20 protein-coding genes are annotated in these 21,903 nt (G+C 61.6%); 3 read left to right on the top strand and 17 right to left on the bottom strand.

What is annotated here, in order from left to right; genetic code table 11:
* Positions 1-90 precede the first annotated feature (90 nt).
* Positions 91-2,736, bottom strand: coding sequence for a phosphoenolpyruvate carboxylase (gene ppc / locus A7317_RS06045; protein ID WP_024073797.1), 2,646 nt, complete (start codon positions 2,734-2,736; stop codon positions 91-93).
* Positions 2,737-2,919: 183 nt separating this feature from the next.
* Between ppc and A7317_RS06040 the strand changes: the two genes are divergently transcribed.
* The 3 genes from A7317_RS06040 to A7317_RS06030 all read left to right on the top strand — a co-directional run bounded on the left by A7317_RS06040 (position 2,920) and on the right by A7317_RS06030 (position 4,816).
* Positions 2,920-3,264, top strand: coding sequence for a hypothetical protein (locus A7317_RS06040; protein WP_024073796.1), 345 nt, complete (start codon positions 2,920-2,922; stop codon positions 3,262-3,264).
* A 285-nt stretch (positions 3,265-3,549) separates the two neighbouring features.
* Positions 3,550-3,975: a DUF4398 domain-containing protein gene (locus A7317_RS06035; RefSeq protein WP_041160854.1), complete on the top strand. Its 426-nt coding sequence runs from the start codon at positions 3,550-3,552 to the stop codon at positions 3,973-3,975.
* Between the two features lie 55 nt (positions 3,976-4,030).
* Positions 4,031-4,816 (top strand): OmpA family protein, encoded by a 786-nt coding sequence (locus A7317_RS06030; protein ID WP_024073794.1) that lies wholly within the window; start codon positions 4,031-4,033, stop codon positions 4,814-4,816.
* A gap of 61 nt (positions 4,817-4,877) precedes the next feature.
* Here the strand turns inward: A7317_RS06030 and A7317_RS06025 are convergent, their stop codons facing one another.
* From A7317_RS06025 to A7317_RS05945, 16 genes are all read right to left on the bottom strand, one after another.
* A complete protein-coding gene (locus A7317_RS06025) occupies positions 4,878-5,204 on the bottom strand; it encodes a hypothetical protein (RefSeq protein ID WP_024073793.1) in 327 nt (108 codons plus the stop codon).
* A 199-nt stretch (positions 5,205-5,403) separates the two neighbouring features.
* Positions 5,404-5,730: a hypothetical protein gene (locus A7317_RS06020; protein ID WP_024073792.1), complete on the bottom strand. Its 327-nt coding sequence runs from the start codon at positions 5,728-5,730 to the stop codon at positions 5,404-5,406.
* Positions 5,727-6,632, bottom strand: coding sequence for an alpha/beta hydrolase (locus tag A7317_RS06015; RefSeq protein WP_069075379.1), 906 nt, complete (start codon positions 6,630-6,632; stop codon positions 5,727-5,729). The genes A7317_RS06020 and A7317_RS06015 overlap by 4 nt, the downstream gene beginning before the upstream one ends.
* Positions 6,633-6,709: 77 nt before the next feature.
* Positions 6,710-7,987, bottom strand: a complete 1,278-nt coding sequence (locus tag A7317_RS06010) for a flavohemoglobin expression-modulating QEGLA motif protein (protein ID WP_024073790.1) — start codon at positions 7,985-7,987, stop codon at positions 6,710-6,712.
* A gap of 21 nt (positions 7,988-8,008) precedes the next feature.
* Positions 8,009-8,557 (bottom strand): hypothetical protein, encoded by a 549-nt coding sequence (locus tag A7317_RS06005; RefSeq protein ID WP_024073789.1) that lies wholly within the window; start codon positions 8,555-8,557, stop codon positions 8,009-8,011.
* Positions 8,558-8,573: 16 nt separating this feature from the next.
* Positions 8,574-9,290 carry a TetR/AcrR family transcriptional regulator gene (locus tag A7317_RS06000; RefSeq protein WP_024073788.1) on the bottom strand — a complete coding sequence of 239 codons (717 nt, stop codon included), beginning with the start codon at positions 9,288-9,290 and terminating at the stop codon, positions 8,574-8,576.
* Positions 9,291-9,397: 107 nt separating this feature from the next.
* Entirely contained in the window at positions 9,398-10,900 is a 1,503-nt protein-coding gene (gene lysS, locus A7317_RS05995) for a lysine--tRNA ligase (protein ID WP_024073787.1), read from the bottom strand.
* Between the two features lie 70 nt (positions 10,901-10,970).
* A protein-coding gene (prfB, locus tag A7317_RS05990; RefSeq protein WP_102625207.1) for a peptide chain release factor 2 occupies positions 10,971-12,066 on the bottom strand; the annotation gives its coding sequence in 2 pieces (ribosomal slippage) (positions 10,971-11,993 and positions 11,995-12,066; 1,095 coding nt in all).
* A gap of 156 nt (positions 12,067-12,222) precedes the next feature.
* The gene (locus A7317_RS05980) at positions 12,223-13,224 is read right to left on the bottom strand and encodes a response regulator (RefSeq protein ID WP_024073785.1); all 1,002 of its coding nucleotides are present in this window, start codon (positions 13,222-13,224) and stop codon (positions 12,223-12,225) included.
* A gap of 49 nt (positions 13,225-13,273) precedes the next feature.
* Positions 13,274-14,284, bottom strand: coding sequence for a chemotaxis response regulator protein-glutamate methylesterase (locus tag A7317_RS05975; RefSeq protein WP_069075378.1), 1,011 nt, complete (start codon positions 14,282-14,284; stop codon positions 13,274-13,276).
* A complete protein-coding gene (locus tag A7317_RS05970; protein ID WP_069075377.1) occupies positions 14,281-16,560 on the bottom strand; it encodes a hybrid sensor histidine kinase/response regulator in 2,280 nt (759 codons plus the stop codon). The genes A7317_RS05975 and A7317_RS05970 overlap by 4 nt, the downstream gene beginning before the upstream one ends.
* A complete protein-coding gene (locus tag A7317_RS05965) occupies positions 16,557-17,255 on the bottom strand; it encodes a chemotaxis protein CheW (protein ID WP_024073782.1) in 699 nt (232 codons plus the stop codon). Before A7317_RS05965 ends, A7317_RS05970 begins: the two co-directional genes overlap by 4 nt.
* Positions 17,252-18,511 (bottom strand): CheR family methyltransferase, encoded by a 1,260-nt coding sequence (locus A7317_RS05960; RefSeq protein WP_024073781.1) that lies wholly within the window; start codon positions 18,509-18,511, stop codon positions 17,252-17,254. The genes A7317_RS05965 and A7317_RS05960 overlap by 4 nt, the downstream gene beginning before the upstream one ends.
* A complete protein-coding gene (locus tag A7317_RS05955) occupies positions 18,508-19,020 on the bottom strand; it encodes a chemotaxis protein CheW (RefSeq protein ID WP_024073780.1) in 513 nt (170 codons plus the stop codon). The genes A7317_RS05960 and A7317_RS05955 overlap by 4 nt, the downstream gene beginning before the upstream one ends.
* Complete coding sequence (locus tag A7317_RS05950; protein WP_024073779.1) at positions 19,020-20,642, bottom strand: methyl-accepting chemotaxis protein; 1,623 nt, start codon at positions 20,640-20,642, stop codon at positions 19,020-19,022. Before A7317_RS05950 ends, A7317_RS05955 begins: the two co-directional genes overlap by 1 nt.
* A 540-nt stretch (positions 20,643-21,182) precedes the next feature.
* Positions 21,183-21,890, bottom strand: coding sequence for a tellurite resistance TerB family protein (locus A7317_RS05945; protein WP_024073778.1), 708 nt, complete (start codon positions 21,888-21,890; stop codon positions 21,183-21,185).
* Positions 21,891-21,903 lie beyond the last annotated feature (13 nt).

The following is a 21,903-nucleotide window of genomic DNA, read 5'->3' as shown; positions in this document are numbered from 1 at the left end:
TGGGTGCAACCCGGCCGCTCAAACAACGACCGCCCGTTCAGGGCGGTCGTCACGGTTTACCGGCAAGGCGTCGAGAACGCGCAAAAAACCTCAGCCGGTGTTACGCAACCCGGCGGCGATACCGGCCACGGACACCAGCAGCGCTTGTTCCAGAGGGCTGTCCTGCGCCGCTTCCTGTTGACGGGAGCGTGCCAGCAGTTCGGCCTGCAACAGGTGCAAAGGGTCCAGGTAGGTATTGCGCAGGCGGATGAACTCCAGGGTGTCGGGGCTATGCGCCAGCAGTTGCGACTGGCCAGTCAGGCCAAGTACCACCTGGCACGCCTGCGACAATAGGTCGCGTAAATGCGCACCCAATGGCAGCAGGTCCGGCTGCACCAGGCGCTCGTCATACAGCCGCGCGATGTCGGCATCGGCCTTGGCCAGCACCATTTCCAACATATCGATGCGGGTGCGGAAGAACGGCCACTGCTCGCGCATTTGCCCCAGCAGTTCGCCTTCGCCACGCTCCAGCGCCTTGCTCAGGGCCGCTTCCCAGCCCAGCCATGCCGGCAACATCAGGCGGGTCTGGGTCCAGCCAAAGATCCACGGAATCGCCCGCAGGCTTTCAATACCACCGGCACGGCGCTTGGCCGGGCGGCTACCCAGAGGCAAGCGACCGAGTTCCTGCTCCGGCGTCGACTGGCGGAAGTACTCGACGAACTGCGGATTTTCCCGCACTACGGCGCGATAGGCGCTGACACCGTCTGCCGCCAATTCATCCATCAAATGCCGCCACGCAGGCTCCGGTGGCGGCGGTGGCAGCAGCGTCGCTTCCAACACGGCAGCCAGATAGAGATTGAGGTTCTGCTCGGCAATGTCTGGGAGGCCGAATTTGAAACGGATCATTTCCCCTTGTTCGGTGGTACGGAAACGCCCCGCCACCGACCCCGGTGGCTGCGACAGGATCGCCGCGTGGGCCGGGCCGCCGCCACGGCCCACGGTGCCACCGCGACCGTGGAACAACAGCAGTTCCACCTGTTGCTCACGGCAGATATCCACCAAGCGTTCCTGGGCACGGTACTGCGCCCAGGCAGCGGCAGTGGTGCCGGCATCCTTGGCTGAGTCCGAGTAACCGATCATGACTTCCTGCGGGCCCTGCAACCGTGCGCGGTAACCCGGCAACAGCAACAGTTGCTCGATCACCGGGCCCGCGTTATCCAGGTCGGCCAGGGTTTCGAACAGCGGCACCACCCGCATCGGCCGTTGCACGCCCGACTCTTTAAGCAACAGTTGCACCGCCAGCACATCCGAGGCGGCCCCGGCCATGGAGATGACGTACGAACCCAGGGAGGCGGCCGGTGCGGCGGCGACTTCCTTGCAGGTATTCAACACTTCGGCCGTGTCCGCCGACGGCTTGAAATAGCCCGGCAACAGGGGGCGACGGTTGGCCAGCTCTTTCATGAGGAAGCTGATGCGCATCTCCTCGTTCCAGTCTTCGTAACGACCCAGGCCGAGGTAATCGGTGATCTCGGTCATGGCCGCCGTATGCCGACTGGAGTCCTGGCGCACGTCCAGGCGGACCAGGAACAGGCCGAAGGTGACCGCACGACGCAGGCAATCGAGCAATGGGCCATCGGCAATCACGCCCATGCCGCATTCATGCAGCGACTGGTAACAAAGCTCCAGCGGCTCGAGCAGGTCACGGTTGTGTTGCAACACGTCTGCGCTCGCCGGGGTGGCGACAGTCAGCGAAGCCTGAGCCCAACTGCGGGTCGCGCGCAAGCGGTCACGCAGTTGCTTGAGCAACGCCCGATAGGGTTCGACGCTGTCACCGACCTTGGCTTGCAACGCCGGGCTGGCGTGTTGCATCGACAGTTCCGAGGCCAATTGATCGATATCGCGCAGATACAGGTCGGCGGCCATCCAGCGGGCCAGCAATAGCACTTCACGGGTGACCGGCGCGGTGACATTCGGGTTGCCGTCACGGTCGCCGCCCATCCAGGACGCAAAGCGGATCGGCGCGGCTTCCAGTGGCAAGTGCAGGCCGGTAGCCGCATGCAGCGCATGGTCGGCCTTGCGTAGGTAATTGGGGATCGCATGCCAAAGCGAATGCTCGATCACCGCAAAACCCCATTTGGCCTCGTCCACCGGAGTGGGCCGGGTGCGGCGGATTTCTTCGGTGTGCCAGGCTTCGGCGATCAACCGCTGCAGGCGCTCGCGAATCTGCTCGCGCTCGGCCGTGGTGAGGTCGCGGTGATCCTGCAGCGCCAGTTGCGCGGCGATCGCATCGTATTTCTGGATCAGGGTGCGCCGCGCCACTTCAGTGGGGTGGGCGGTGAGCACCAGCTCGATTTCCAGGCGCCCCAATTGGCGGGCCAGCGACTCGTTGCTGTGGCCTTCGCGTTGCAGGCGGGCCAGCAACTCCGGCAATACGCGTGCTTCGAAGGGCGCCGGTTGCGACTCATCGCGCCGATGAATCAATTGGTACTGCTCGGCAATATTGGCCAGGTTAAGGAACTGGTTGAAGGCCCGGGCGACGGGCAGCAGTTCGTCTTCCTGCAACTGGTTCAAGCTGCTGCTCAGTTCATCGCCAGCCGTTTTATCCGAGACGGCGCCGCGCCGGTCAGCCTTGGCTCCTTTGCGGATCTGCTCGATCTTGGCGAGAAAATCATCGCCGTACTGCTCTCGAATGGTATTGCCCAACAGCTCACCCAGCAGGTGAACATCCTCGCGCAAGCGTGCATCGATATCACTCATCAGCCAATCTCCAGCCAGAAATCCGGGACGCGCAGATCTGTCAGAGTGCCGCCAGCCTGGTTTTATGACAAGACTTTAAACCTTGTGACTTGCAGCTAGTCTCAACTGTGAGTCGTCGCGTTATCCATGCGAGCGACTGGTCACTCATCACCGCCCGCTACCGCAGGCTTTATTGAGGTTGCCATGAAAATTCGAGAACTGGCCCAGCATTGGGAAGAGAACGCCAAGGGTCGCTTGACCAAGACCGAATATGCGATCCATCTGGATGTGGAGGCCGCCGCAAGGCTGGCGGCCATTGCCGAAATGTACCCCAAGCGCAACACCGAAGAACTGCTCGGCGAGCTGATCGGTGCCGCCCTCGAAGAGCTGGAAGCCAGCTTTCCCTACATCAAGGGCCAGCACGTGATTGCCACCGACGAAGAGGGCGATCCGCTGTACGAAGACGTCGGCCCGACCCCGCGCTTCCTGAGTCTATCGCGACGCTATCTGCACGATTTGTCGGCCAGTACCGACGAGCAGAAGCACTGAGCCCCCTCCTTTCCTCCCCCGTTTAACCCCGGTATTCCGGGCCTCTCAGAGGCTCGGCGTACCCCTGCGCGCGGCAAAAGTTCCATCTTTTATTCGCTGACCAATCGGTCAGATTTATTTTTAGGCAAATAGCCATCTCGTCTGAACTTTTGAAAAAAGCCTCCGGTCACAACCAGTAAGCCATCACTTGGAACAGTCGTTTGAAAGGGCACTGGTTGCTTTACCGCCAGCCGCCGCAACCACTGACCAGTGACATGGATTTTGATGTTTTTCAGGAGTTATCCAATGGAGTTGAAGACGATGAAGACCAGCACAGCCAAATCCTCGTTTAACCACCTGCGCGGGCTTAAATTGGCCGCGCTGGCGATCGGCACCAGCTTCGTTCTGGCTGGTTGCGCCGGCAACCCGCCAACCGAGCAATACGCGGTGACTCAGTCCGCGGTAAACAGCGCAGTCAGCGCCGGCGGCACCGAGTACGCAGCAGTTGAAATGAAATCGGCCCAGGACAAGCTCAAGCAAGCCGAGATCGCCATGCACGACAAGAACTACGACGAAGCCCGTCGCCTGGCCGAACAAGCTGAGTGGGACGCTCGCGTCGCCGAGCGTAAAGCCCAGGCCGCCAAGGCCGAACAGGCTGTGAAGGATTCCCAGAAAGCTGTTCAGGAGCTGCGTCAGGAAGGCATGCGCCCGGCTGCTATCCAGCAGAAATAAAGCGCCGCACCTGATTGCATTGCACCCGATATCGAATTGAAAGGACGACACGACTATGCGTAAACAATTGATGATCCCTGCCCTGCTGGCGATGAGCGTTGCCCTGGCGGCCTGCTCCACCCCGCCAAACGCGAACCTGGAAAACGCACGGACCAATTTCTCGGCCCTGCAAGCCAACCCGAATGCCACCAAAGTAGCGGCCCTGGAAACCAAGGACGCCCAGGATTGGCTGGACAAAGCCGACAAGGCTTACCGCGACAAGGAAGACCAGAAGAAAGTTGACCAACTGGCCTACCTGACCAACCAGCGCGTTGAAGTGGCCAAAGACACCATCGCGCTGCGCGAATCCGAAGCCAAGCTGAAAAACGCTGGAGACGAACGTGCCCGTGCACTGCTCGAAGCCCGTGATGCACAGATCAAGCAACTTCAGGACAGCTTGAACGCCAAGCAAACCGAGCGCGGCACCCTCGTGACCTTTGGTGACGTGCTGTTCGCTACCAACAAGGCCGACCTGAAGGCCAGCGGCCTGGTCAACATCAACAAGCTGGCTCAGTTCCTTCAGGAAAACCCGGATCGCCAGGTGATCGTCGAAGGTTACACAGACAGCACCGGCAGTGATGCCTACAACCAGAGCCTGTCGGAGCGCCGTGCCGCTTCGGTGCAGGTTGCACTGATCAAGATGGGCGTTGACCCACGCCGCATCGTGACCACCGGCTACGGCAAGGAATACCCGGTTGCCGATAACGGCAGCGTGTCGGGCCGCGCCATGAACCGCCGCGTTGAAGTGACCATCTCCAACGATAACCAGCCGGTCAAGCCGCGCTCGTCCGTCGCCTACTGATCGTCTGACGCAGCATAAAGAACCCCGCCAATAGGCGGGGTTCTTGGTGACGATACATTCATCAGAAAGCGATCGACACTTTACTCTGCTCGACCGTCGCCTGGACTTTGCCTGAATCACCCTCTGCACCAGACTTGTTTCCATCGGCGCCTTGGCCGCCTTGCAGCTTCTCGATCTTTTCCATCAGTTCCTTGAGCAGTTTCTTCAGTTCATCAAGTTCGCCACCGCCTTCGGCGCCCCCACCTCCCTGGCTTTGCATCGCTTCAATCTGCTTTTTCAGCGCCTCAGCCAGCTGTTTGAGCGCGCCGAGTTCATTTTGGCCCGAACCACTGCCCTGAGAACCGACACCGTCCATTGGAGAATTGCCGCCAACACCACCTATGCTCATATAGTCGACTCCGGATTAATGAATTAGAACGAACCGATTCAGCGACGCTGATCAGTCCGAAATCTGTGGTAATCGACTGTAAATGGTTCCGGCGACTCTCGGTTCTGACATGCCTTGAACTATAAACCTGCGGTTTACTTGGGCTCTTGCTCCTAGCGCTCCAAGCCGGTTTCTCACACGGTGGCAGCAGATTTCGGCCCTACTCCTGCAACTGTGGCGTTTCCTGGCCCATGCAACGCACCGCCTGTTTCTTGCTATTCACCAATACGCCCGTCAGGCCTTTTTGTTCGGTATCAAACAGTACCAACACGCCATCGACGCACTGCGCCACCTGGGCGGCCGGGGTCAGGGAGATCTTGTAGTCCTCGCCCGGCACGGTCTTGAGCATGGTGAAGTCACTGAGCAGCAACGCATCTTCCGGCTTGGCGAAGTGCAGGTAGCCGTAGTACCACAGGCAACCAACGGTGCCGATGATAGTGCCGATGCCAGTGAGAATCAGCGGGATCATGTTGCGTTCTTCGCTCATTGCGGGCTCTCTGATGAGTCAACTTTAGGAATGGGGTAGTTCGGAATTTCGCCGAGGCGACGCAGGCCATTGAAGTGTTGCGGGTCATCCAGGTAGCGCAGCATCACGGTTTGCCAGGTCTTGTCGGCAAAGGTCTGCACATGCCCACCTCGGGTCAGTTGCAGCACCCTCGGCGGCGGCGCGGCCTGATACAGGCGGATGCCATTGGACAGCGGCACGATCGGGTCATCCAGGCTGTGGAACAGCAATTTCGGTACACCGGTCAGCTTGGGCATCGCATGGATCGCGCTATCGCCGTCTGGCACCAGCCAGGACAACGGCACCTGAAACGGCCATGTTAACCAGGAGGTGCTCAGGGCGAATTGTCCTACGTCACGATAACTGGCCGGTACGCCATCCAGTACCAGGGCCTTGAGCCGGGCCTGACGCTCCGGGTGGACAGCCAGGTAATGCACCGCCAGTGCGCCGCCCAAGCTTTGGCCAAGGACGATCAAGGGTTGGGCCTGGGTTTCGGGCGCCTTGTCGATCCAAGCGAAGGCGGCATCCAGGTCCTGATAGATCGCCGGCAACGAGGGCTTGCCTTCGGACAGCCCATAGCCGCGATAGTCCAGCAGCAGCACTTGATAGCCCTGCTCGGGTAACCACCAACTGCCACCGAGGTGCCAGGCCAGGTTGCCGCCATTGCCGTGCAGGTGTAGCACGGTGCCCTTGAGCGGCACACCGGGCTTGGCCGGCAGCCACCATGCGTGCAGCTTGACCCCGTCGGCCGTGGTGAGGGTGACGTCGCGATATGGCAGATGAGCTTTTTCCGGCGTGAACGGCAGGCCGGGCTCGGGATAGAACAACAAGGAGCTGCAACCGCTCAATGTGAGTAGCAGGCAAAGAATGCCGAGGATTCTCATCCGTTGAAGCCTCGCTGATAGTCGAATCGTCGCACCGCCCCTCACAGATTCTCGAGCCGGCTTCGTCAGTACATCCTTTACAGGATATTCGAGTAATCCGCCTCGATCCGGTCCAGGCTCAGGTGGTTGAGGAAGTTGGAGAAGCACATCCACGCCGCCAGCGCGTTCATGTCGCGGAACTGCTCGGGCAGGTACTTGGGTGGCACCACCAGGCCTTCGTCGACCAGTTGGCGCAAGGTACGCATGTCTTCCAGGGTGGTCTTGCCGCAGAACAGCAGCGGCACTTGTTCCAGCTTGCCTTTGCGCACGGCCAGCTGGATGTAGTTGTAGACCATGATAAAGCCCTTGAGGTAGGACAAATCCTTGGTAAACGGCAGGCCATCAGGCACCGAACCACGGAACACCCGGCTGGCGTTGCCATAGCTCTCAGCCATTTCAAAGCCTTGCTCGCGGAAGAACTCGAACACCTGCAGGAAATCGGCGCCCTCCTCCACCATATGGATGGCGCGGGTGCGGTTGGTCAGTTTGCGCAGGCGGCTCGGGTAGGAGGCAAACGTGATGATCTCCATCAGGATCGCCAGGCCTTCCTGGGTCACGGTGGAAGACGGCGGGCCCTTGGACAGGAAGGTGCAGATCGGCTGGTTCTGGCCATTGAGGGTGGTGCCGACGTGCACCAGGCCCTCATGCACTTCGAGGGCACGCACATCACGCTCATTGAACATCGCATCGGCGCGGATCTTGATGTAGTCGGCGCCTGCCGCCGCGTCGGCGACGATCCCGTCGGACTCGAAGACACGGATGGTTTCTTCGGCCTCGCCAAACACCTTGTTCAAGCGCGTTTGCAGCAACGCCACGGCATCCTTGGCGGTAAGGGTCTTGGCCTCGTCCTTGAGGTCGCCACGGCCATCGATATTGTTCAGGTAGTCGGAGAGCATCAGGCCCAGGTCGGCCAGGGTCGGGTCACCGGCATGGAAGGCATCGGAAGCGGCACCGTACAGTTCCTGGGAAATCAGGCCGAAATCCTCGGTGCCACGGGCCTCGAGCATACGCACCACCATGCGGTATTCGCGGCACATGCGACGCATGATCTGCCCCACCGGGCTGAACTGGCCGAGGCGGCGGGTGATATCGCGCTCGATGTTCTGGAACTCCAGCTTGACCGCGCTGGAATCGAACGACAGCGGGCGATTCAGGTAGTAGTCGCGGTCCACGGCGGGCATGGCCTTGCCCTTGGCCTTGAGGAACCCCTGGCGAATGTTCTCGTCCCATTTCACGGCGTCGAGGACGCGGATCGGTGTTTGCGCCAGCACAATGCGATCAGACAAGGTGCGTATCGTCTGCTGGTAATCGTCCACCCGGTGCTTCCCCTTTAAACGTTATTTGCCCACGCGCCGGTAGCGCACGGCTTCCACAAACACATCGGCATTGGCCGGGTCATCCAGGTACGCAAATACCTGGTCCATGGGGCTGTCCACCTGCACGCCGGGGCCCTCGACGGTGTCCACGGTGCTGCCATGCAAGGCGTGCTGGCCTATCGCTTGGTGAATTTGCTCAAGGTCGAGGTTATAGACCACCAATTCGTGCTTTTCGTCGAACTCGAACCCTGCCAGGAAGTAATGCCCACCGAACTTGGCGGGTAACGGTGCCGACAGGTACCAACGATTGCCATGGCGCGACACGCTGAACAGGTATTCATCACGCTGGCCGGGCTTGGCTGTAGGGTAGCTCACGGCCTTGTAACGGTGTTCGCCGGCACGGGTGATGCGCAGGTTGAGAGGTTCGCCCCAGGCATTCTTGCTGGCCCACTGGCCCAACAGGGCCTGCGGTGCTGCCTCGCGGGTCGGCAGCGGATCCTTGAAGGTCACCAGGCAACCGCTGAGCAGCAGGAAGGACAAGGCGATTACCGCGACACGCCAGGCATTCATCAAACATCCCCCGGTGTCAGACCGAGGCCAACACCAAATGCATGTAACGCTTGAGAATCTCAAGCATCTCTTCGGCGGCCAGAGGCTCTGGCCCGCCAAGCAGGCCCTGATATTCCATCCGACCGATTATCGCCGTCAACACTTTGGCATCCTGTTGCGGCTCACGCGAGCCCAATACCTGAAAAAACTGCCCGGTGCCCTGCAACAGGATCTGCTGGTGGGAACGCACCAGCTCAGCCAGGCGCGGGTTGAGCAGGGCCTCCTGGCGAAACGCCTGCTCGGCCATCAGGTACTCACGACGGTTGGTCAGTTGGCGCTGCACGTAGTCGGCAGTCAACCGCGCGATGTCGTCCGCCAGTTGCGAGCGTGACTGCGGGCTGCCATCGCCGTAGGCAACCATCTCGCGCAACAAACCTTCGTTACGTACCCACAGCTTGCCCATGAAGGCGGCACTGCGTTCAACGTATTGAGCGAAGGTATCGGTGAGCAGGTCGTCGATATCCTTGAAGTAGTAAGTGGTGGCCGACAGCGGCACGCCCGCCTCCGCCGCCACCGCGCGGTGACGCACGGCACGCACGCCCTCACGCACCACGATGCGCATGGCCGCATCGAGAATGTCTTGCCTGCGTTGCTCGCTGCCCCGACGGCTGGCCTTGCGGCCCTGGTACTGGACGCTTTCAGCCACGGCAGCGGCAATGCCGGCGGCGCCTTCTTGAGCGGTTACGCGGTTCACGACACACATCCTTGAACAGTTCAAAAACCTGGCGCTGTTTGCTTGACGCTTATAGACGCCCCATAAAAAAGCCGCCTTATAAAAGGCGGCTTCGGATTTCGCTACGGTTACGCTTGTGGCCGCATATGCGGGAACAGGATCACATCGCGGATCGACGGCGAGTTGGTCAACAACATCACCAGGCGGTCGATCCCAATGCCTTCACCGGCCGTTGGCGGCATGCCGTATTCCAGGGCTCGCACGAAGTCTGCGTCGTAGTGCATGGCTTCGTCGTCACCGGCATCCTTGTCGGCCACCTGCGCCATGAAGCGCTCGGCCTGGTCTTCCGCGTCATTGAGCTCGGAATAGGCGTTGGCGATTTCGCGACCGCCGATGAACAGTTCGAAACGGTCCGTGACGTTCGGGTTGTCATCGTTGCGACGGGCCAACGGCGACACTTCGAACGGGTACTGGGTAATGAAGTGCGGCTGTTCCAGCTTGTGCTCCACCAGTTCTTCGAAAATCATTACCTGCAGCTTGCCCAGGCCTTCGAAGCCCAGCACCTTGGCCCCGGCTTTCTTGGCGATGGCACGGGCCTTGTCAATGTCGGTCAGGTCGTCGGCGGTCAGCTCAGGGTTGTACTTGAGGATCGAATCGAATACCGACAGGCGCACGAATGGCTCGCCGAAATGGAACACCTTGTCGCCGTATGGCACGTCGGTGCTGCCCAGGACCAGTTGCGCCAGCTCGCGGAACAGCTCTTCGGTCAGGTCCATGTTGTCTTCGTAGTCGGCGTAGGCCTGGTAGAACTCCAACATGGTGAATTCAGGGTTGTGACGCGTCGAGACGCCTTCGTTACGGAAGTTGCGGTTGATCTCGAACACCTTTTCGAACCCGCCAACAACAAGCCGCTTGAGGTACAGCTCAGGCGCAATGCGCAGGAACATTTCCATGTCCAGCGCGTTGTGGTGGGTTTCGAACGGCTTGGCTGCGGCACCACCGGGGATGGTTTGCAGCATAGGGGTTTCCACTTCCAGGAAGTCACGCTTCATCAGGAAGGCGCGGGTGTGGGCAATCACTTGCGAACGCACGCGGAAGGTGTGGCGCACATCTTCGTTGACGATCAGGTCAACGTAGCGCTGGCGGTAGCGCTGCTCGGTGTCGGACAGGCCGTGGTGCTTGTCCGGCAGCGGACGCAGGGATTTGGTCAGCAGGCGCACGCTGGTCATTTCAACGTACAGGTCGCCCTTGCCGGAACGGGCCAGGGTGCCTTCGGCGGCGATGATGTCGCCCAGGTCCCAGGTTTTCACGGCGGCCAGGGTTTCTTCCGGCAGTGTCTTGCGGTTGACGTAGACCTGGATGCGCCCGGACATGTCCTGGATCACCATGAACGATCCGCGGTTGAGCATGATGCGACCTGCCACCTTGACCGGGATCGCAGCCTCTGCCAGCTCTTCCTTGGTCTTGTCCGCGTATTGCTTCTGCAAGTCTTCGCAGTAGGCATCGCGACGGAAGTCGTTGGGGAAGGCGTTGCCCTTGGCGCGCTCGGCAGCAAGCTTTTCCTTGCGCAGGGCGATCAGGGAGTTTTCTTCCTGTTGCAGGGCTTGCGGGTCGAGTTGTTGGTCGCTCATGTCTTTAGATTTTCCATCACAGGTTCGTTGCCCCCGCCAATGACGGGGGACTTGAGGTCGGGCTGACGGTTTACAGCCCCGATTTCAGGCTGGCTTCCAGGTATTCGTCGATATCGCCGTCGAGCACCTTGTCGCAGTCACTGCGTTCGATGTTAGTGCGCAAATCCTTGATCCGCGACGCATCAAGCACATAAGAACGGATCTGGTGGCCCCAGCCGATATCCGACTTGGTGTCTTCCAGCGCCTGGGAAGCGGCGTTGCGCTTCTGCATTTCCTGCTCGTACAACTTGGCCCGCAGCATTTTCATGGCGGTGTCCTTGTTCGCGTGCTGGGAACGTTCGTTCTGGCAACTGACCACGGTGTTGGTCGGGACGTGGGTAATACGGACAGCCGAGTCGGTGGTGTTTACGTGCTGGCCACCGGCACCGGAGGAGCGGTAGGTGTCGATCCGCAGGTCGGCCGGGTTGATCTCGATTTCCACCTTGTCATCGATCTCGGGCGAGACGAACACTGCGCAGAACGAGGTGTGGCGACGGTTGCCGGAGTCGAACGGGCTCTTGCGCACCAGGCGGTGTACGCCGATCTCGGTACGCAGCCAACCAAAGGCGTATTCACCCTTGATGTGCACGGTCGCGCCCTTGATACCCGCGACTTCACCGGCCGACAGCTCCATGATGGTGGCGTCGAAACCGCGCTTGTCGGCCCAGCGCAGGTACATGCGCAACAGGATGTTGGCCCAGTCCTGGGCTTCGGTGCCGCCGGAACCGGCCTGGATATCCAGGTAGGCGTTGTTCGGGTCCATCTCGTGGCTGAACATGCGGCGGAATTCAAGCTTGGCGAGGTTTTCCTCGAGACGGGCCAGCTCGGCGACGACATCGCCCACTGCGCCTTCGTCGTTCTCTTCGACGGCCATGTCCAGCAGGTCGCGGCAATCGGCCAGACCGGTGTTCAACTCGTCGAGGGTATCGACGATCTGCGCCAGCGCAGAACGCTCGCGGCCCAGTTCCTGGGCGTATTCAGGTTTGTTCCAGACACTCGGATCTTCAAGCTCGCGATTGACTTCGGTCAGACGCTCATGCTTTTGATCGTAGTCAAAGATACCCCCGAATAGTTTCGGAGCGCTCGGACAGGTCCTTGATGGTGTTAAGGATCGGGTTGATTTCCATGGCGGGCAGCACTCGTTGGCGAACTTTTGAAAGCCGGCGAGTATAACGGCAAACGGCTGCAAACGGCAGTCCGCTTGGCGAAAAGGCAGACTACGCAGGGTTAAATGTGGGAGGGGGCACGCCCTCTCACACATTTTGATCGGTTGCGGCCTCAGGTCACTCGATGCCCACTTGGTTACGCCCGTTATGCTTGGCCGTATACAACCCCTTGTCCGCCGCCATGATCAGTTGTCGGCAATCGGTGCCTTGCACGGGCGTCATGGTCGACAGGCCGATGCTGATGGTCAGGCTGGAGCCTTCGGTCGGAGCGATATGGGGGATTTTCAGGGCCGCGACGGCCATGCGTAGCTTTTCCGCGACTAACCGCGCACCACCGGGCGAGGTGTTGGGCAGCACCAGGGCGAATTCTTCGCCGCCATAGCGCGCCGGCAAGTCCGAGGGGCGGCTGCTGGCTTCGCGGATGCTGGCGGCGACCTTGCGCAAGGCTTCGTCGCCTTCGACGTGGCCAAAGCTGTCGTTGTAGGTCTTGAAGAAATCCACATCGATCATCAGCAGCGACAACTGGGTCTGGTCGCGCAAGGCGCGGCGCCACTCCAGTTCCAGGTATTCGTCGAAGTGGCGGCGGTTGGACAGGCCGGTGAGGCCGTCGGAGTTCATCAGGCGCTGCAGCACCAGGTTGGTGTCCAGCAACTGTTGCTGGCTGACGCGCAGCGCGCGGTACGCCGCATCACGCTGCAACAAGGTCATGTACGAGCGCGAGTGGTAGCGAATACGCGCCACCAGTTCGATATTGTCCGGCAGCTTGACCAGGTAATCATTGGCCCCGGCCGAGAACGCCGCGCTCTTGATCAGGGGGTCTTCCTTGGTGGAAAGCACAATGATCGGAATGTTTTGCGTGGCCGGGTGGTTGCGGTATTCGCGCACCAGGGTCAGGCCATCCAGGCCGGGCATCACCAGGTCCTGCAGGATCACCGTGGGCTTGATGCGGATCGCCTGGGCAATCGCCTGGTGCGGATCGGCACAGAAGTGGAAGTCGATGTTTTCTTCGTGGGCCAGGCCGCGTCGTACGGCTTCACCGATCATCGCCTGGTCATCGACCAGCAACACCATGGCGGCGTTTTCGTCGGTCTTGATGTCGTCGATCTGTAAGTCATTCATGTGCAGTCACCTGAATTACTGCCTGCAAACCAGCAGCCGGAGGTACGGATCATTTTGCAAACACCTCCAGCAATCGGGGCGCAATTCTATCCAATGGGCGAATTTCAACAGCAGCATCAATCGCCGCCGCCGCTTTGGGCATGCCATACACCGCCGAACTCTGCTGGTCCTGGGCGATGGTCAAATATCCTTGTTCACGCATCAATTTGAGGCCCTGGGCTCCGTCACGGCCCATGCCGGTCAGCAATACGCCGACGGCATCGCCATTCCAGTGGCTGGCGACGCTTTCGAAAAACACGTCGATGGACGGCCGGTAAATTTCGTTCACCGGCTCTGCGGTATAGGCCAGCGTGCCATTTTTCAACAGGCGTATATGGTGGTTGGTGCCGGCCAGCAGCACCACGCCGCTTTGTGGCGGCTCGCCTTCGCGTGCCAGGCGCACCGGCAGGCCGGAGGCGCTGCTCAACCACTCGGCCATACCGGCGGCGAACACCTGGTCCACATGCTGCACCAGCACAATGGCGGCGGGAAAGTCCCGGGGCAAGCCCTTGAGGAGGATTTCCAGGGCAGCCGGTCCACCGGCCGAGGAACCGATCGCCACCAGGCTCTGGCGTTTGCCGGTGCTGCGCGGGGCTGCGGTTTCGGCGCGTACGCGGCTGCCGCGCTGGCCAATCAGCCAGCCAATATTGAGGATCTTGCGCAACAACGGCGCCGCCGCGTCCTTGGGGTTGCCCACGCCGAGCGCCGGTGTATCCACCACATCCAGGGCACCATGGCCCATGGCCTCGAACACACGGCTGACATTGGCCTGGCGGTCGACCGTGACGATCACGATCGCACACGGGGTCTCGGCCATGATCCGCCGGGTGGCCTCCACACCGTCCATCACCGGCATGATCAGGTCCATCAGGATCAGGTCCGGCGTCAGTTCGGCGCAGCGCTGCACCGCTTCGAGGCCATTGCTGGCAACCCACACCACCTGGTGCGCGGGCTCGAAACTCAAGGCACGGCGCAGGGCTTCCACGGCCATGGGCATGTCATTGACGATCGCAATCCTCATGCCCGGGCCCCTCCAATCAGTTCCACCACGGCGTCCAACAGGGCGTCGTCGTGAAAGCTGGCTTTGGCCAAATAATAGTCGGCGCCAGCATCCAGTCCCCGACGTCGGTCTTCTTCGCGATCCTTGTACGACACCACCATCACCGGCAACGATTGCAAGCGCGTGTCACGCCGCAGGAGTGTGACCAATTCAATACCGTCCATGCGAGGCATATCGATGTCAGTGATCAGCAGGTCGAAGTCTTCCGAGCGCAAGGCGTTCCAGCCGTCCATGCCATCGACCGCCACGGCCACTTCATAACCGCGATTGAGCAGCAATTTGCGTTGCAACTCGCGCACGGTGAGCGAGTCGTCGACCACCAGCACCCGCTTGCGTGGCGCTTCGGTGGCCTGCTGGCTGCGCCGGGCGATACGCTCCAGGCGGCCGGTGTTGAGCAGTTTGTCCACCGAACGCAGCATGTCTTCGACATCGACGATCAAGACGACCGAGCCATCGTCCAGCAAGGCGCCGGCAGAAATATCCTGGACCTTGCCCAGGCGATCATCCAGCGGTAACACCACCAGGGTGCGCTCGCCGACAAAACGCTCCACGGCAATACCGTACACCGCATCGCGCTCGCGAATCACCACCACCTTCAGGGTTTCGTCATTGCTTTGCCCCGGCGGGCGCTGCAGCAACTGGCTGGCCGCGACCAGGCCGACATGCCGGCCTTCGTGCCAGAAGTGCTGGCGCCCTTCCAGTTGCACAATGTCGTCGGGGGCCAGGTCGCACATGCGCTCGATGTGGGCCAGCGGAAAGGCATAGGCTTCTTCGCCGACTTCCACCACCAGGCTGCGCACCACCGACAGGGTCAACGGCACTTCGAGGTGGAAACGACTGCCCTGCCCCGGCGTCTGCTCCAGCACCACTGCTCCACGCAATTGGCGCACCATATGCTGCACCGCGTCCAGGCCGACCCCGCGCCCGGACACTTCGGTGACCTTGTCCCGCAGGCTGAAGCCCGGCAGGAACAGGAACGTCAGCAGTTCTTCTTCGCTCAGGCGCAGGGCGGTGTCCAGCGGGGCCAGGTGCCGATCGACGATGGTGGCGCGCAGGCGCTCGAGGTCGACGCCATTGCCGTCATCGCTTAACTCCAGCACCAACAGCCCAGCCTGATGGGACGCGCGCAGGCGGATCAAGCCCTCTGCCGGCTTGCCCGCGAGCAGGCGCTGTTCGGGCAGTTCAATGCCATGGTCGACGGCATTGCGCAGCAGATGGGTCAGCGGCGCTTCGAGCTTTTCCAGCACGTCGCGGTCGACCTGGGTTTTTTCGCCCTCGATTTCCAGGCGCACCTGCTTGCCCAGGCTGCGGCCGAGGTCGCGCACCATGCGCACCTGCCCGGCCAGCACATCGGCAAACGGGCGCATGCGACAGGCCAACGCGGTGTCGTAGAGCACTTGGGCGCGTTGCCCGGCCTGCCAGCCGAACTCATCCAGCTCGGCGGTTTTTTCTGCGAGCAGGGCCTGGGCTTCACTCAACAGGCGCCGGGTGTCAGCCAGGGCTTCCAGGGCTTCGAGGGGCAAGCCGAGGGGCTTGAGGTGGCCATCGAGATGGTCCAGGGCGCGCGCGCTGTTGCTCTGGATCCGCTTGAGGCGTTGCAGGCTGGCCAGGTAAGGCTTGAGCCGCTGGGTTTCCACCAGGGATTTGCTGGACAGGTCCAACAGGCTGTTCAGGCGCTCGGCGGTGACCCGCAATACCCGCTCGCCCCCTTCGGTCATGCGTTTGTTGTGGCGCGGTGGCTCGCCGATAACAGGCGGCGCGGGCTCGGGTTCAGGCGGCAGCGCCTCGACCACAGGGGCGGGAACCGGTACCGGCTCCGGCGGCGGGGCGACTTTCGCCACGGGCTGCGACGGATCGAGCAAGCGCTCCATCAACGCCACATAGGCCTCGATATCTGCCGGCCCCACGGTGTTGCCCGGGGTGGCGATACGCATCAGCAGGTCGGTGCCTTGAAGAAGCGCATCGATATGTTCGGGTTGCAGGTACAGGCGACTTTCCTGGGCGCTGACCAGGCAATCCTCCATGACATGCGCCACGCTGACCCCGGCGTCCACACCGACAATCCGCGCGGCCCCCTTGAGCGAGTGCGCGGCACGCATGCAGGCCTCGAGCTGGTCGGCTTGGGTCGGGTTGCGCTCCAGGGCCAGCAGGCCCGCGTTCAAGACCTGGGTCTGCGCATCGGCTTCCAGGCTGAACAGTTCCAGCAGCGAGGCATCACGCATCTGGTCGGGGGTCATGTGAGGCTCCGGGTCACGGCAGACAACAATTGCGCCTCATCCAGCCAACGCAGGCTGCGGCCTTTCCACTGCAACACCCCTTGGGTGAAGCGAGCGCTGGCCTGGGTGCCGGAGGCCGAGGCTGCCTTCAAGGTACGCTCATCGATGGCGTGGATGCCGTCGACTTCATCCACTGGCACCACCACCGGACCATCCTGCGCGGCGATGATCAACATGCGCGGCATACTCCGCCCATTGCTGGCGCTGGTGCCGGCGGCGTCCAGGCCCAGCAGTTCCACCAGCGACAGGCACGCCACCAGCGCGCCGCGCACATTGGCCACACCGAGCAACGCCCGGGAGCGCTGGTGCGGCAGGGAGTGAATCGGTTGCAACGGCGCCACTTCCACCAGGCAACGGGTGGCGATACCCAGCCATTCTTCGCCGAGGCGGAACATCAGCAACGAACGGGTGACGATATCCTGATCGAGTTCGACCGCTGCCCGGCGGTGGTCGTCCTGTTGCAGGGCGTAGCGGTCCAGCAAGCGCGTGGCGGCGGCGGAGTACACCGCGCAGTTGCGGCAGTGAATATGATCGGCCAGCAGTGGGCAGGACTTGTCACCATGGATGCCGATACGGTTCCAGCAATCATCGATGGCCTGGGTGTCGGCCAGGGTCAGGTCCAGGCCGGCGGTGTCGAGCGCGTCAGGGCTACTCATCGTTTGGACTCACTGTCAGCTCGCTCACTACGGGCAGCACGCGCCTGCAAGCGGCGTGCCCCCGCGCTGTCGCCCTGGGATTCGAGTAACGCAGCCAGGTGCATCAAGGCCTGCGCGTGCTGCGGTTCCAGATACAAGGCTTTTCGATAATACCCCTGGGCTTCCAGGGCGCTGCCGGCCACATCACTGAGCAGCCCCAACCAGTAGAACACCTGGGCGACCGGTGGGTGGGCATTCAAATAACGTTCACAGGCCGCACGGGCCTCGGCGCTTTTGCCCTCGTTGGCCAGGGTGGCGATCTGGCTGAGCAAGTCACCGGCCTCGGATGGCGGCGCCTTGATCGGCACGCCATGGGGGCGAACCGTGCTGAAGGGGCGTGGCTTGAGCGGAATCGGTGCAGCACTGCGCGGCGGCGCCGGCATGGGCCTTGGCACAAAGGCCGGCTCCGGTTGGTCCGGCGCGCCCTGCCGACTGAAGGCGAACGACTGCGGCACCCCAATCGAGCGCATGCCATGGCGGCCCAGCAGGCTGCCCTCGGCCGGGCCGATAAACAGCACGCCGTCCACGTGGGTCAGGGCCTTGAGCACGTCGAACACTTGTTTTTGCGTCGGCTGGTCGAAATAGATCAGCAGGTTGCGACAGAACACAAAGTCGTAGCTGGGCTCATTCGCCAGCAATCCGGGGTCGAGCAGGTTGCCGACTTGCAGGCGTACCTGTTCGCGTACGCGGTCGGCGATATGGAACCCGTCGGCGTGCTCCACGAAGTGGCGCTCACGAAAGGCCAGGTCCCCTCCCCGAAAGGAGTTCTTGCCATATACGCCGCGCCGGGCACGCTCCACCGACAGCGGGCTGACGTCGATGCCTTGCACCTTGAATTGGTGCGGTGCCAGCCCGGCGTCGAGCAAGGCCATGGCGATCGAATAGGGCTCTTCGCCGGTGGAACACGGCAGGCTGAGGATGCGCAATGCGCGCATTTGCTTGATCTCGGCCAGGCGGGCGACCGCCAGCCGCGCCAGGGTCGCGAAGGATTCGGGGTAACGGAAAAACCAGGTTTCGGGGACGATCACTGCTTCGATCAGCGCTTGCTGTTCATCATGGGAACGTTGCAGGTGCTGCCAATATTCATCCGCCGTCTGCGCCTGGCTCACCTGGCTACGCTGGCGCACAGCGCGCTCGATGATCGCCTCGCCGACCGAAGCGACGTCCAGGCCGATGCGTTGCTTCAGGAACGCAAAAAACCGTGGGTCGTTGCTCATAGGCTCTGCTCGGCGGAAAACAGCAAGGCGCGCACTTCATCGGTGAGCAATTCGTTGACGCCGATCCACTGCATCAAGCCCAAGGCATCTTCACGCACCGGCCCCAGGTACGGCGCCGCGCGGTTGTCCAGGCCGTACGGCTTGAACTCCCCCAGGTCGCAACGCAGGGTGTCCGTGGCTTGTTCCAGGATCAGCCCCAGCCAGCGCGCCTGGAGCCAGGGTTCGGGCTGGTAATTGACCAGCACCAAGCGTGTGCTGGTGCGGACCTGGGCCGGTTTGCCGAAGGCCAGGGCGCTCAGGTCGATAACCGGCACCATCGCGCCCCGATGGGCAAAGATGCCTGCGACCCACTGCGGTGCATGGGCGATGGGTTTGAGCAACAGGCGCGGCAGCACCTCGGCCACCTCAGTGGCCCTGAGGGCATAACGCTCGTCACCGATGTGGAACACCAGGAACAAGGCCTTTTTCGCTGCCGGGACGGCGCCGCGTTTAGCCGCGAGGTCGCTCATCAGACTTTGAAACGCGACACGCCGCTGCGCAGACCGACCGCCACCTGGCTCAGCTCATCGATGGCAAAGCTGGCCTGGCGCAAGGACTCGACGGTCTGGCTGCTGGCATCGCCCAGTTGCACCAAGGCGTGGTTGATCTGCTCGGCACCCGTGGCCTGGGCCTGCATGCCTTCGTTGACCATCAACACCCGCGGCGCCAGGGCCTGCACCTGATGGATGATCTGCGAGAGTTGTTCGCCCACTTGCTGCACTTCGAACATGCCCCGGCGCACTTCTTCGGAGAACTTGTCCATGCCCATCACCCCGGCGGACACCGCCGACTGAATCTCGCGCACCATCTGTTCGATATCGTAGGTGGCCACGGCGGTCTGGTCGGCCAGGCGCCGTACCTCGGTGGCCACCACGGCAAAGCCCCGACCGTATTCACCGGCTTTCTCGGCCTCGATGGCCGCGTTGAGGGACAACAGGTTGGTCTGGTCGGCGACCTTGACGATCGTCACGACCACCTGGTTGATGTTGCCGGCCTTCTCATTGAGGATCGCCAGCTTGGCGTTGACCAGGTCGGCGGCGCCCATCACCGAGTGCATGGTCTCTTCCATGCGCGCCAGGCCCTGCTGGCCGGAACCGGCGGCGACCGAAGCCTGGTCGGCAGCCGTGGACACTTCGGTCATGGTACGGACCAGGTCCTTGGAGGTGGCCGCGATCTCCCGCGAAGTGGCGCCGATTTCGGTGGTGGTTGCCGCGGTTTCAGTGGCTGTGGCCTGCTGCTGCTTGGAGGTAGCGGCAATCTCGGTGACCGAGGTGGTGACCTGCACCGACGAACGCTGTGCCTGGGCAACCAGGGCAGTCAGTTCGGTCATCATGTCGTTGAAGCCGGTCTCCACCTCGCCGAACTCGTCCTTGCGCGCCAGGTTCAGACGTTTGCTGAGGTCACCGGTACGCATGACGCCGAGGATTTCGACGATGCGGTGCATCGGCGCCATGATCGCGCGCATCAACAACAGGCCACACAGGCCGGCGGCGAGGATGGCAACGATCAGCGACACCGCCATGCTGATCTTGGCGGACAGCACCGCGTCGTCGATGGCCGCCGTGGCCCGGTCGGATACGTCCTTGTTTTCAGTGATGATGTCGTTGAGCTTCATGCGCCCTTCGGTCCAGATCGGCGTCAATTGCTCTTCAAGCAACACGTTCGCCCCCGGCAGGTCGTTGGCCTCAATCCGAGCCAGCACCTCGGCCAGCGCTTTGTTGTAGTTGATGTGCGACGCCTTGAAGTTATCGAACTCCATGCGGTCAGCCTGGCCATGAACGGTTTTTTCATAGCTGGCCATCAGCAATTCAATGCGCGTTTCGAAGGACTTGTAGTCGGTCTTGTCGGAACTGGTGAGGGTCTTTTCGTCGCGCAAGCCAATGATGTCGACAGTCAGCAAATAGCTGTCGACCCACGCGCTGCGAATCATCGAACTGAGGTAAACCCCGGGGACCGCATCGTCGCGGACCGATTCCTGGCTGGCTTCGATCTTCAGCAACCGTGAGTAGGACACCACGACCATCAGCAGCATTATCGCGATAATGACCGCAAAGCTCGCCAAAATTCGCTGGCGCAAGGTCCAATTCTTCACAGTATTTCCTCGAAGGGCCATTCAAATGGAGGGGAGTATAGCTGAGCAGAAGCCCTCATTTATCAATGGGTTTTGATGTGGCGCGCGCAGAACGTAAAAAAAAACCTGTGGGAGGGGGCTTGCTCCCGATAGCGGTGGTTCAGTTGAAGTCTCTACAAACGGGGGCAGCGCCATCGGGAGCCAGCCACCCCTGTTCAAAAATAAAATAAGTTATTGATTTTAAATAATTAAAATCTTGCTTAAACGACCGTATTTTTGTGGCGAGCGAGCGGTTGTGGCGAGCAGGCCTGTTGTGGCGAGCGGGCTTGCCCCGCGTTGGGGCGCGAAGCAGCCCCAAAACCAGGCACCGCGGTGTGTCAGTTAAAAATACATCGCCTGTAATGGGGCCGCTTCGCGCCCCAACGCGGGGCAAGCCCGCTCGCCACAACAGGCCCGCTCGCCATAACAAGCCCGCTCGCCACGACAAGCCTGCTCTCTACAGGGAGTCCAGTAGAAGAGGGAGTGGGCCCTTCTACAGGTTTAACGACGTACGCCTTGTATCTACGAGTTGAGTCTCACCTGTTTTTCCAACTCAACCTTCAAGCCAGGCTCAAGCTTCAATTGGCGCGCCAACTCATCCAGATATGCCTTCTCCATAAAGTTTTCCTCATCCACCAGCATCACACTGGCGATGTACATCTCGGCGGCCATTTCCGGGGTGCTGGCGGCACGGGCCACATCGGCCGGGTCCAGGGGTTTGTTCAGCTCGGCATGCAGCCAGCTTTGCAATTCGCGGTCGTTGTCCAGCTTGGTGAATTCCCCTTCGATCAGCGCGCGCTCGCGTTCATCTACATGACCGTCGGCCTTGGCGGCCGCCACCAATGCCTTGAGGATACCCTGGCTGTGTTGTTCGACCTGGGCCGGTGGCAGGCGGTCGATGGTCTGCGGCTCGCCTTGGGGCGCGCTGGCCTGCTGCGCTTGCCAGTTGCCGTAGGCTTTGTAGGCAATCACACCCAGCGCCGCCAGCCCGCCATAGGTCAGGGCCTTGCCGCCGAATTTGCGCGCTTTCTTGTTACCCAGTAACAACCCCATGGCCCCGGCCGCCAGGGCGCCGCCGCCCGCGCCGCCGAGCAGGCTGCCGAGCCCGCCACCGCCGAGCAACCCGCCAAGGGCACCTTTGTCGTCCGACTTGCGCTGGCCGCTGGCCTTGTTCTGCAACATGTCCTGGCCAGACTTGAGCAACTGATCGAGCAATCCACGGGTATTCATTCGTAGCCTCCAG

Source organism: Pseudomonas fluorescens (genome assembly GCF_001708445.1).
Lineage (GTDB): Bacteria > Pseudomonadota > Gammaproteobacteria > Pseudomonadales > Pseudomonadaceae > Aquipseudomonas > Aquipseudomonas gorinensis.
This window is presented reverse-complemented; position numbering and strand designations above follow the sequence as displayed.

Bases quoted from the DNA above. Each gene is read 5' to 3' on its own strand.
- A7317_RS05970 (WP_069075377.1), bottom strand. From the start codon at position 16,560: ATGACCCCCGACCAGATGCGTGATGCCTCGCTGCTGGAACTGTTCAGC.
- A7317_RS05980 (WP_024073785.1), bottom strand. From the start codon at position 13,224: ATGAATGACTTACAGATCGACGACATCAAGACCGACGAAAACGCCGCC.
- A7317_RS05945 (WP_024073778.1), bottom strand. From the start codon at position 21,890: ATGAATACCCGTGGATTGCTCGATCAGTTGCTCAAGTCTGGCCAGGAC.
- A7317_RS06030 (WP_024073794.1), top strand. From the start codon at position 4,031: ATGCGTAAACAATTGATGATCCCTGCCCTGCTGGCGATGAGCGTTGCC.
- A7317_RS05955 (WP_024073780.1), bottom strand. From the start codon at position 19,020: ATGAGCGACCTCGCGGCTAAACGCGGCGCCGTCCCGGCAGCGAAAAAG.
- A7317_RS06035 (WP_041160854.1), top strand. From the start codon at position 3,550: ATGGAGTTGAAGACGATGAAGACCAGCACAGCCAAATCCTCGTTTAAC.
- lysS (WP_024073787.1), bottom strand. From the start codon at position 10,900: ATGAGCGACCAACAACTCGACCCGCAAGCCCTGCAACAGGAAGAAAAC.
- ppc (WP_024073797.1), bottom strand. From the start codon at position 2,736: ATGAGTGATATCGATGCACGCTTGCGCGAGGATGTTCACCTGCTGGGT.
- A7317_RS05965 (WP_024073782.1), bottom strand. From the start codon at position 17,255: ATGAGTAGCCCTGACGCGCTCGACACCGCCGGCCTGGACCTGACCCTG.
- A7317_RS06040 (WP_024073796.1), top strand. From the start codon at position 2,920: ATGAAAATTCGAGAACTGGCCCAGCATTGGGAAGAGAACGCCAAGGGT.
- A7317_RS05975 (WP_069075378.1), bottom strand. From the start codon at position 14,284: ATGAGGATTGCGATCGTCAATGACATGCCCATGGCCGTGGAAGCCCTG.
- A7317_RS06005 (WP_024073789.1), bottom strand. From the start codon at position 8,557: ATGAATGCCTGGCGTGTCGCGGTAATCGCCTTGTCCTTCCTGCTGCTC.
- A7317_RS06015 (WP_069075379.1), bottom strand. From the start codon at position 6,632: ATGAGAATCCTCGGCATTCTTTGCCTGCTACTCACATTGAGCGGTTGC.
- A7317_RS05960 (WP_024073781.1), bottom strand. From the start codon at position 18,511: ATGAGCAACGACCCACGGTTTTTTGCGTTCCTGAAGCAACGCATCGGC.
- A7317_RS06020 (WP_024073792.1), bottom strand. From the start codon at position 5,730: ATGAGCGAAGAACGCAACATGATCCCGCTGATTCTCACTGGCATCGGC.
- A7317_RS06025 (WP_024073793.1), bottom strand. From the start codon at position 5,204: ATGAGCATAGGTGGTGTTGGCGGCAATTCTCCAATGGACGGTGTCGGT.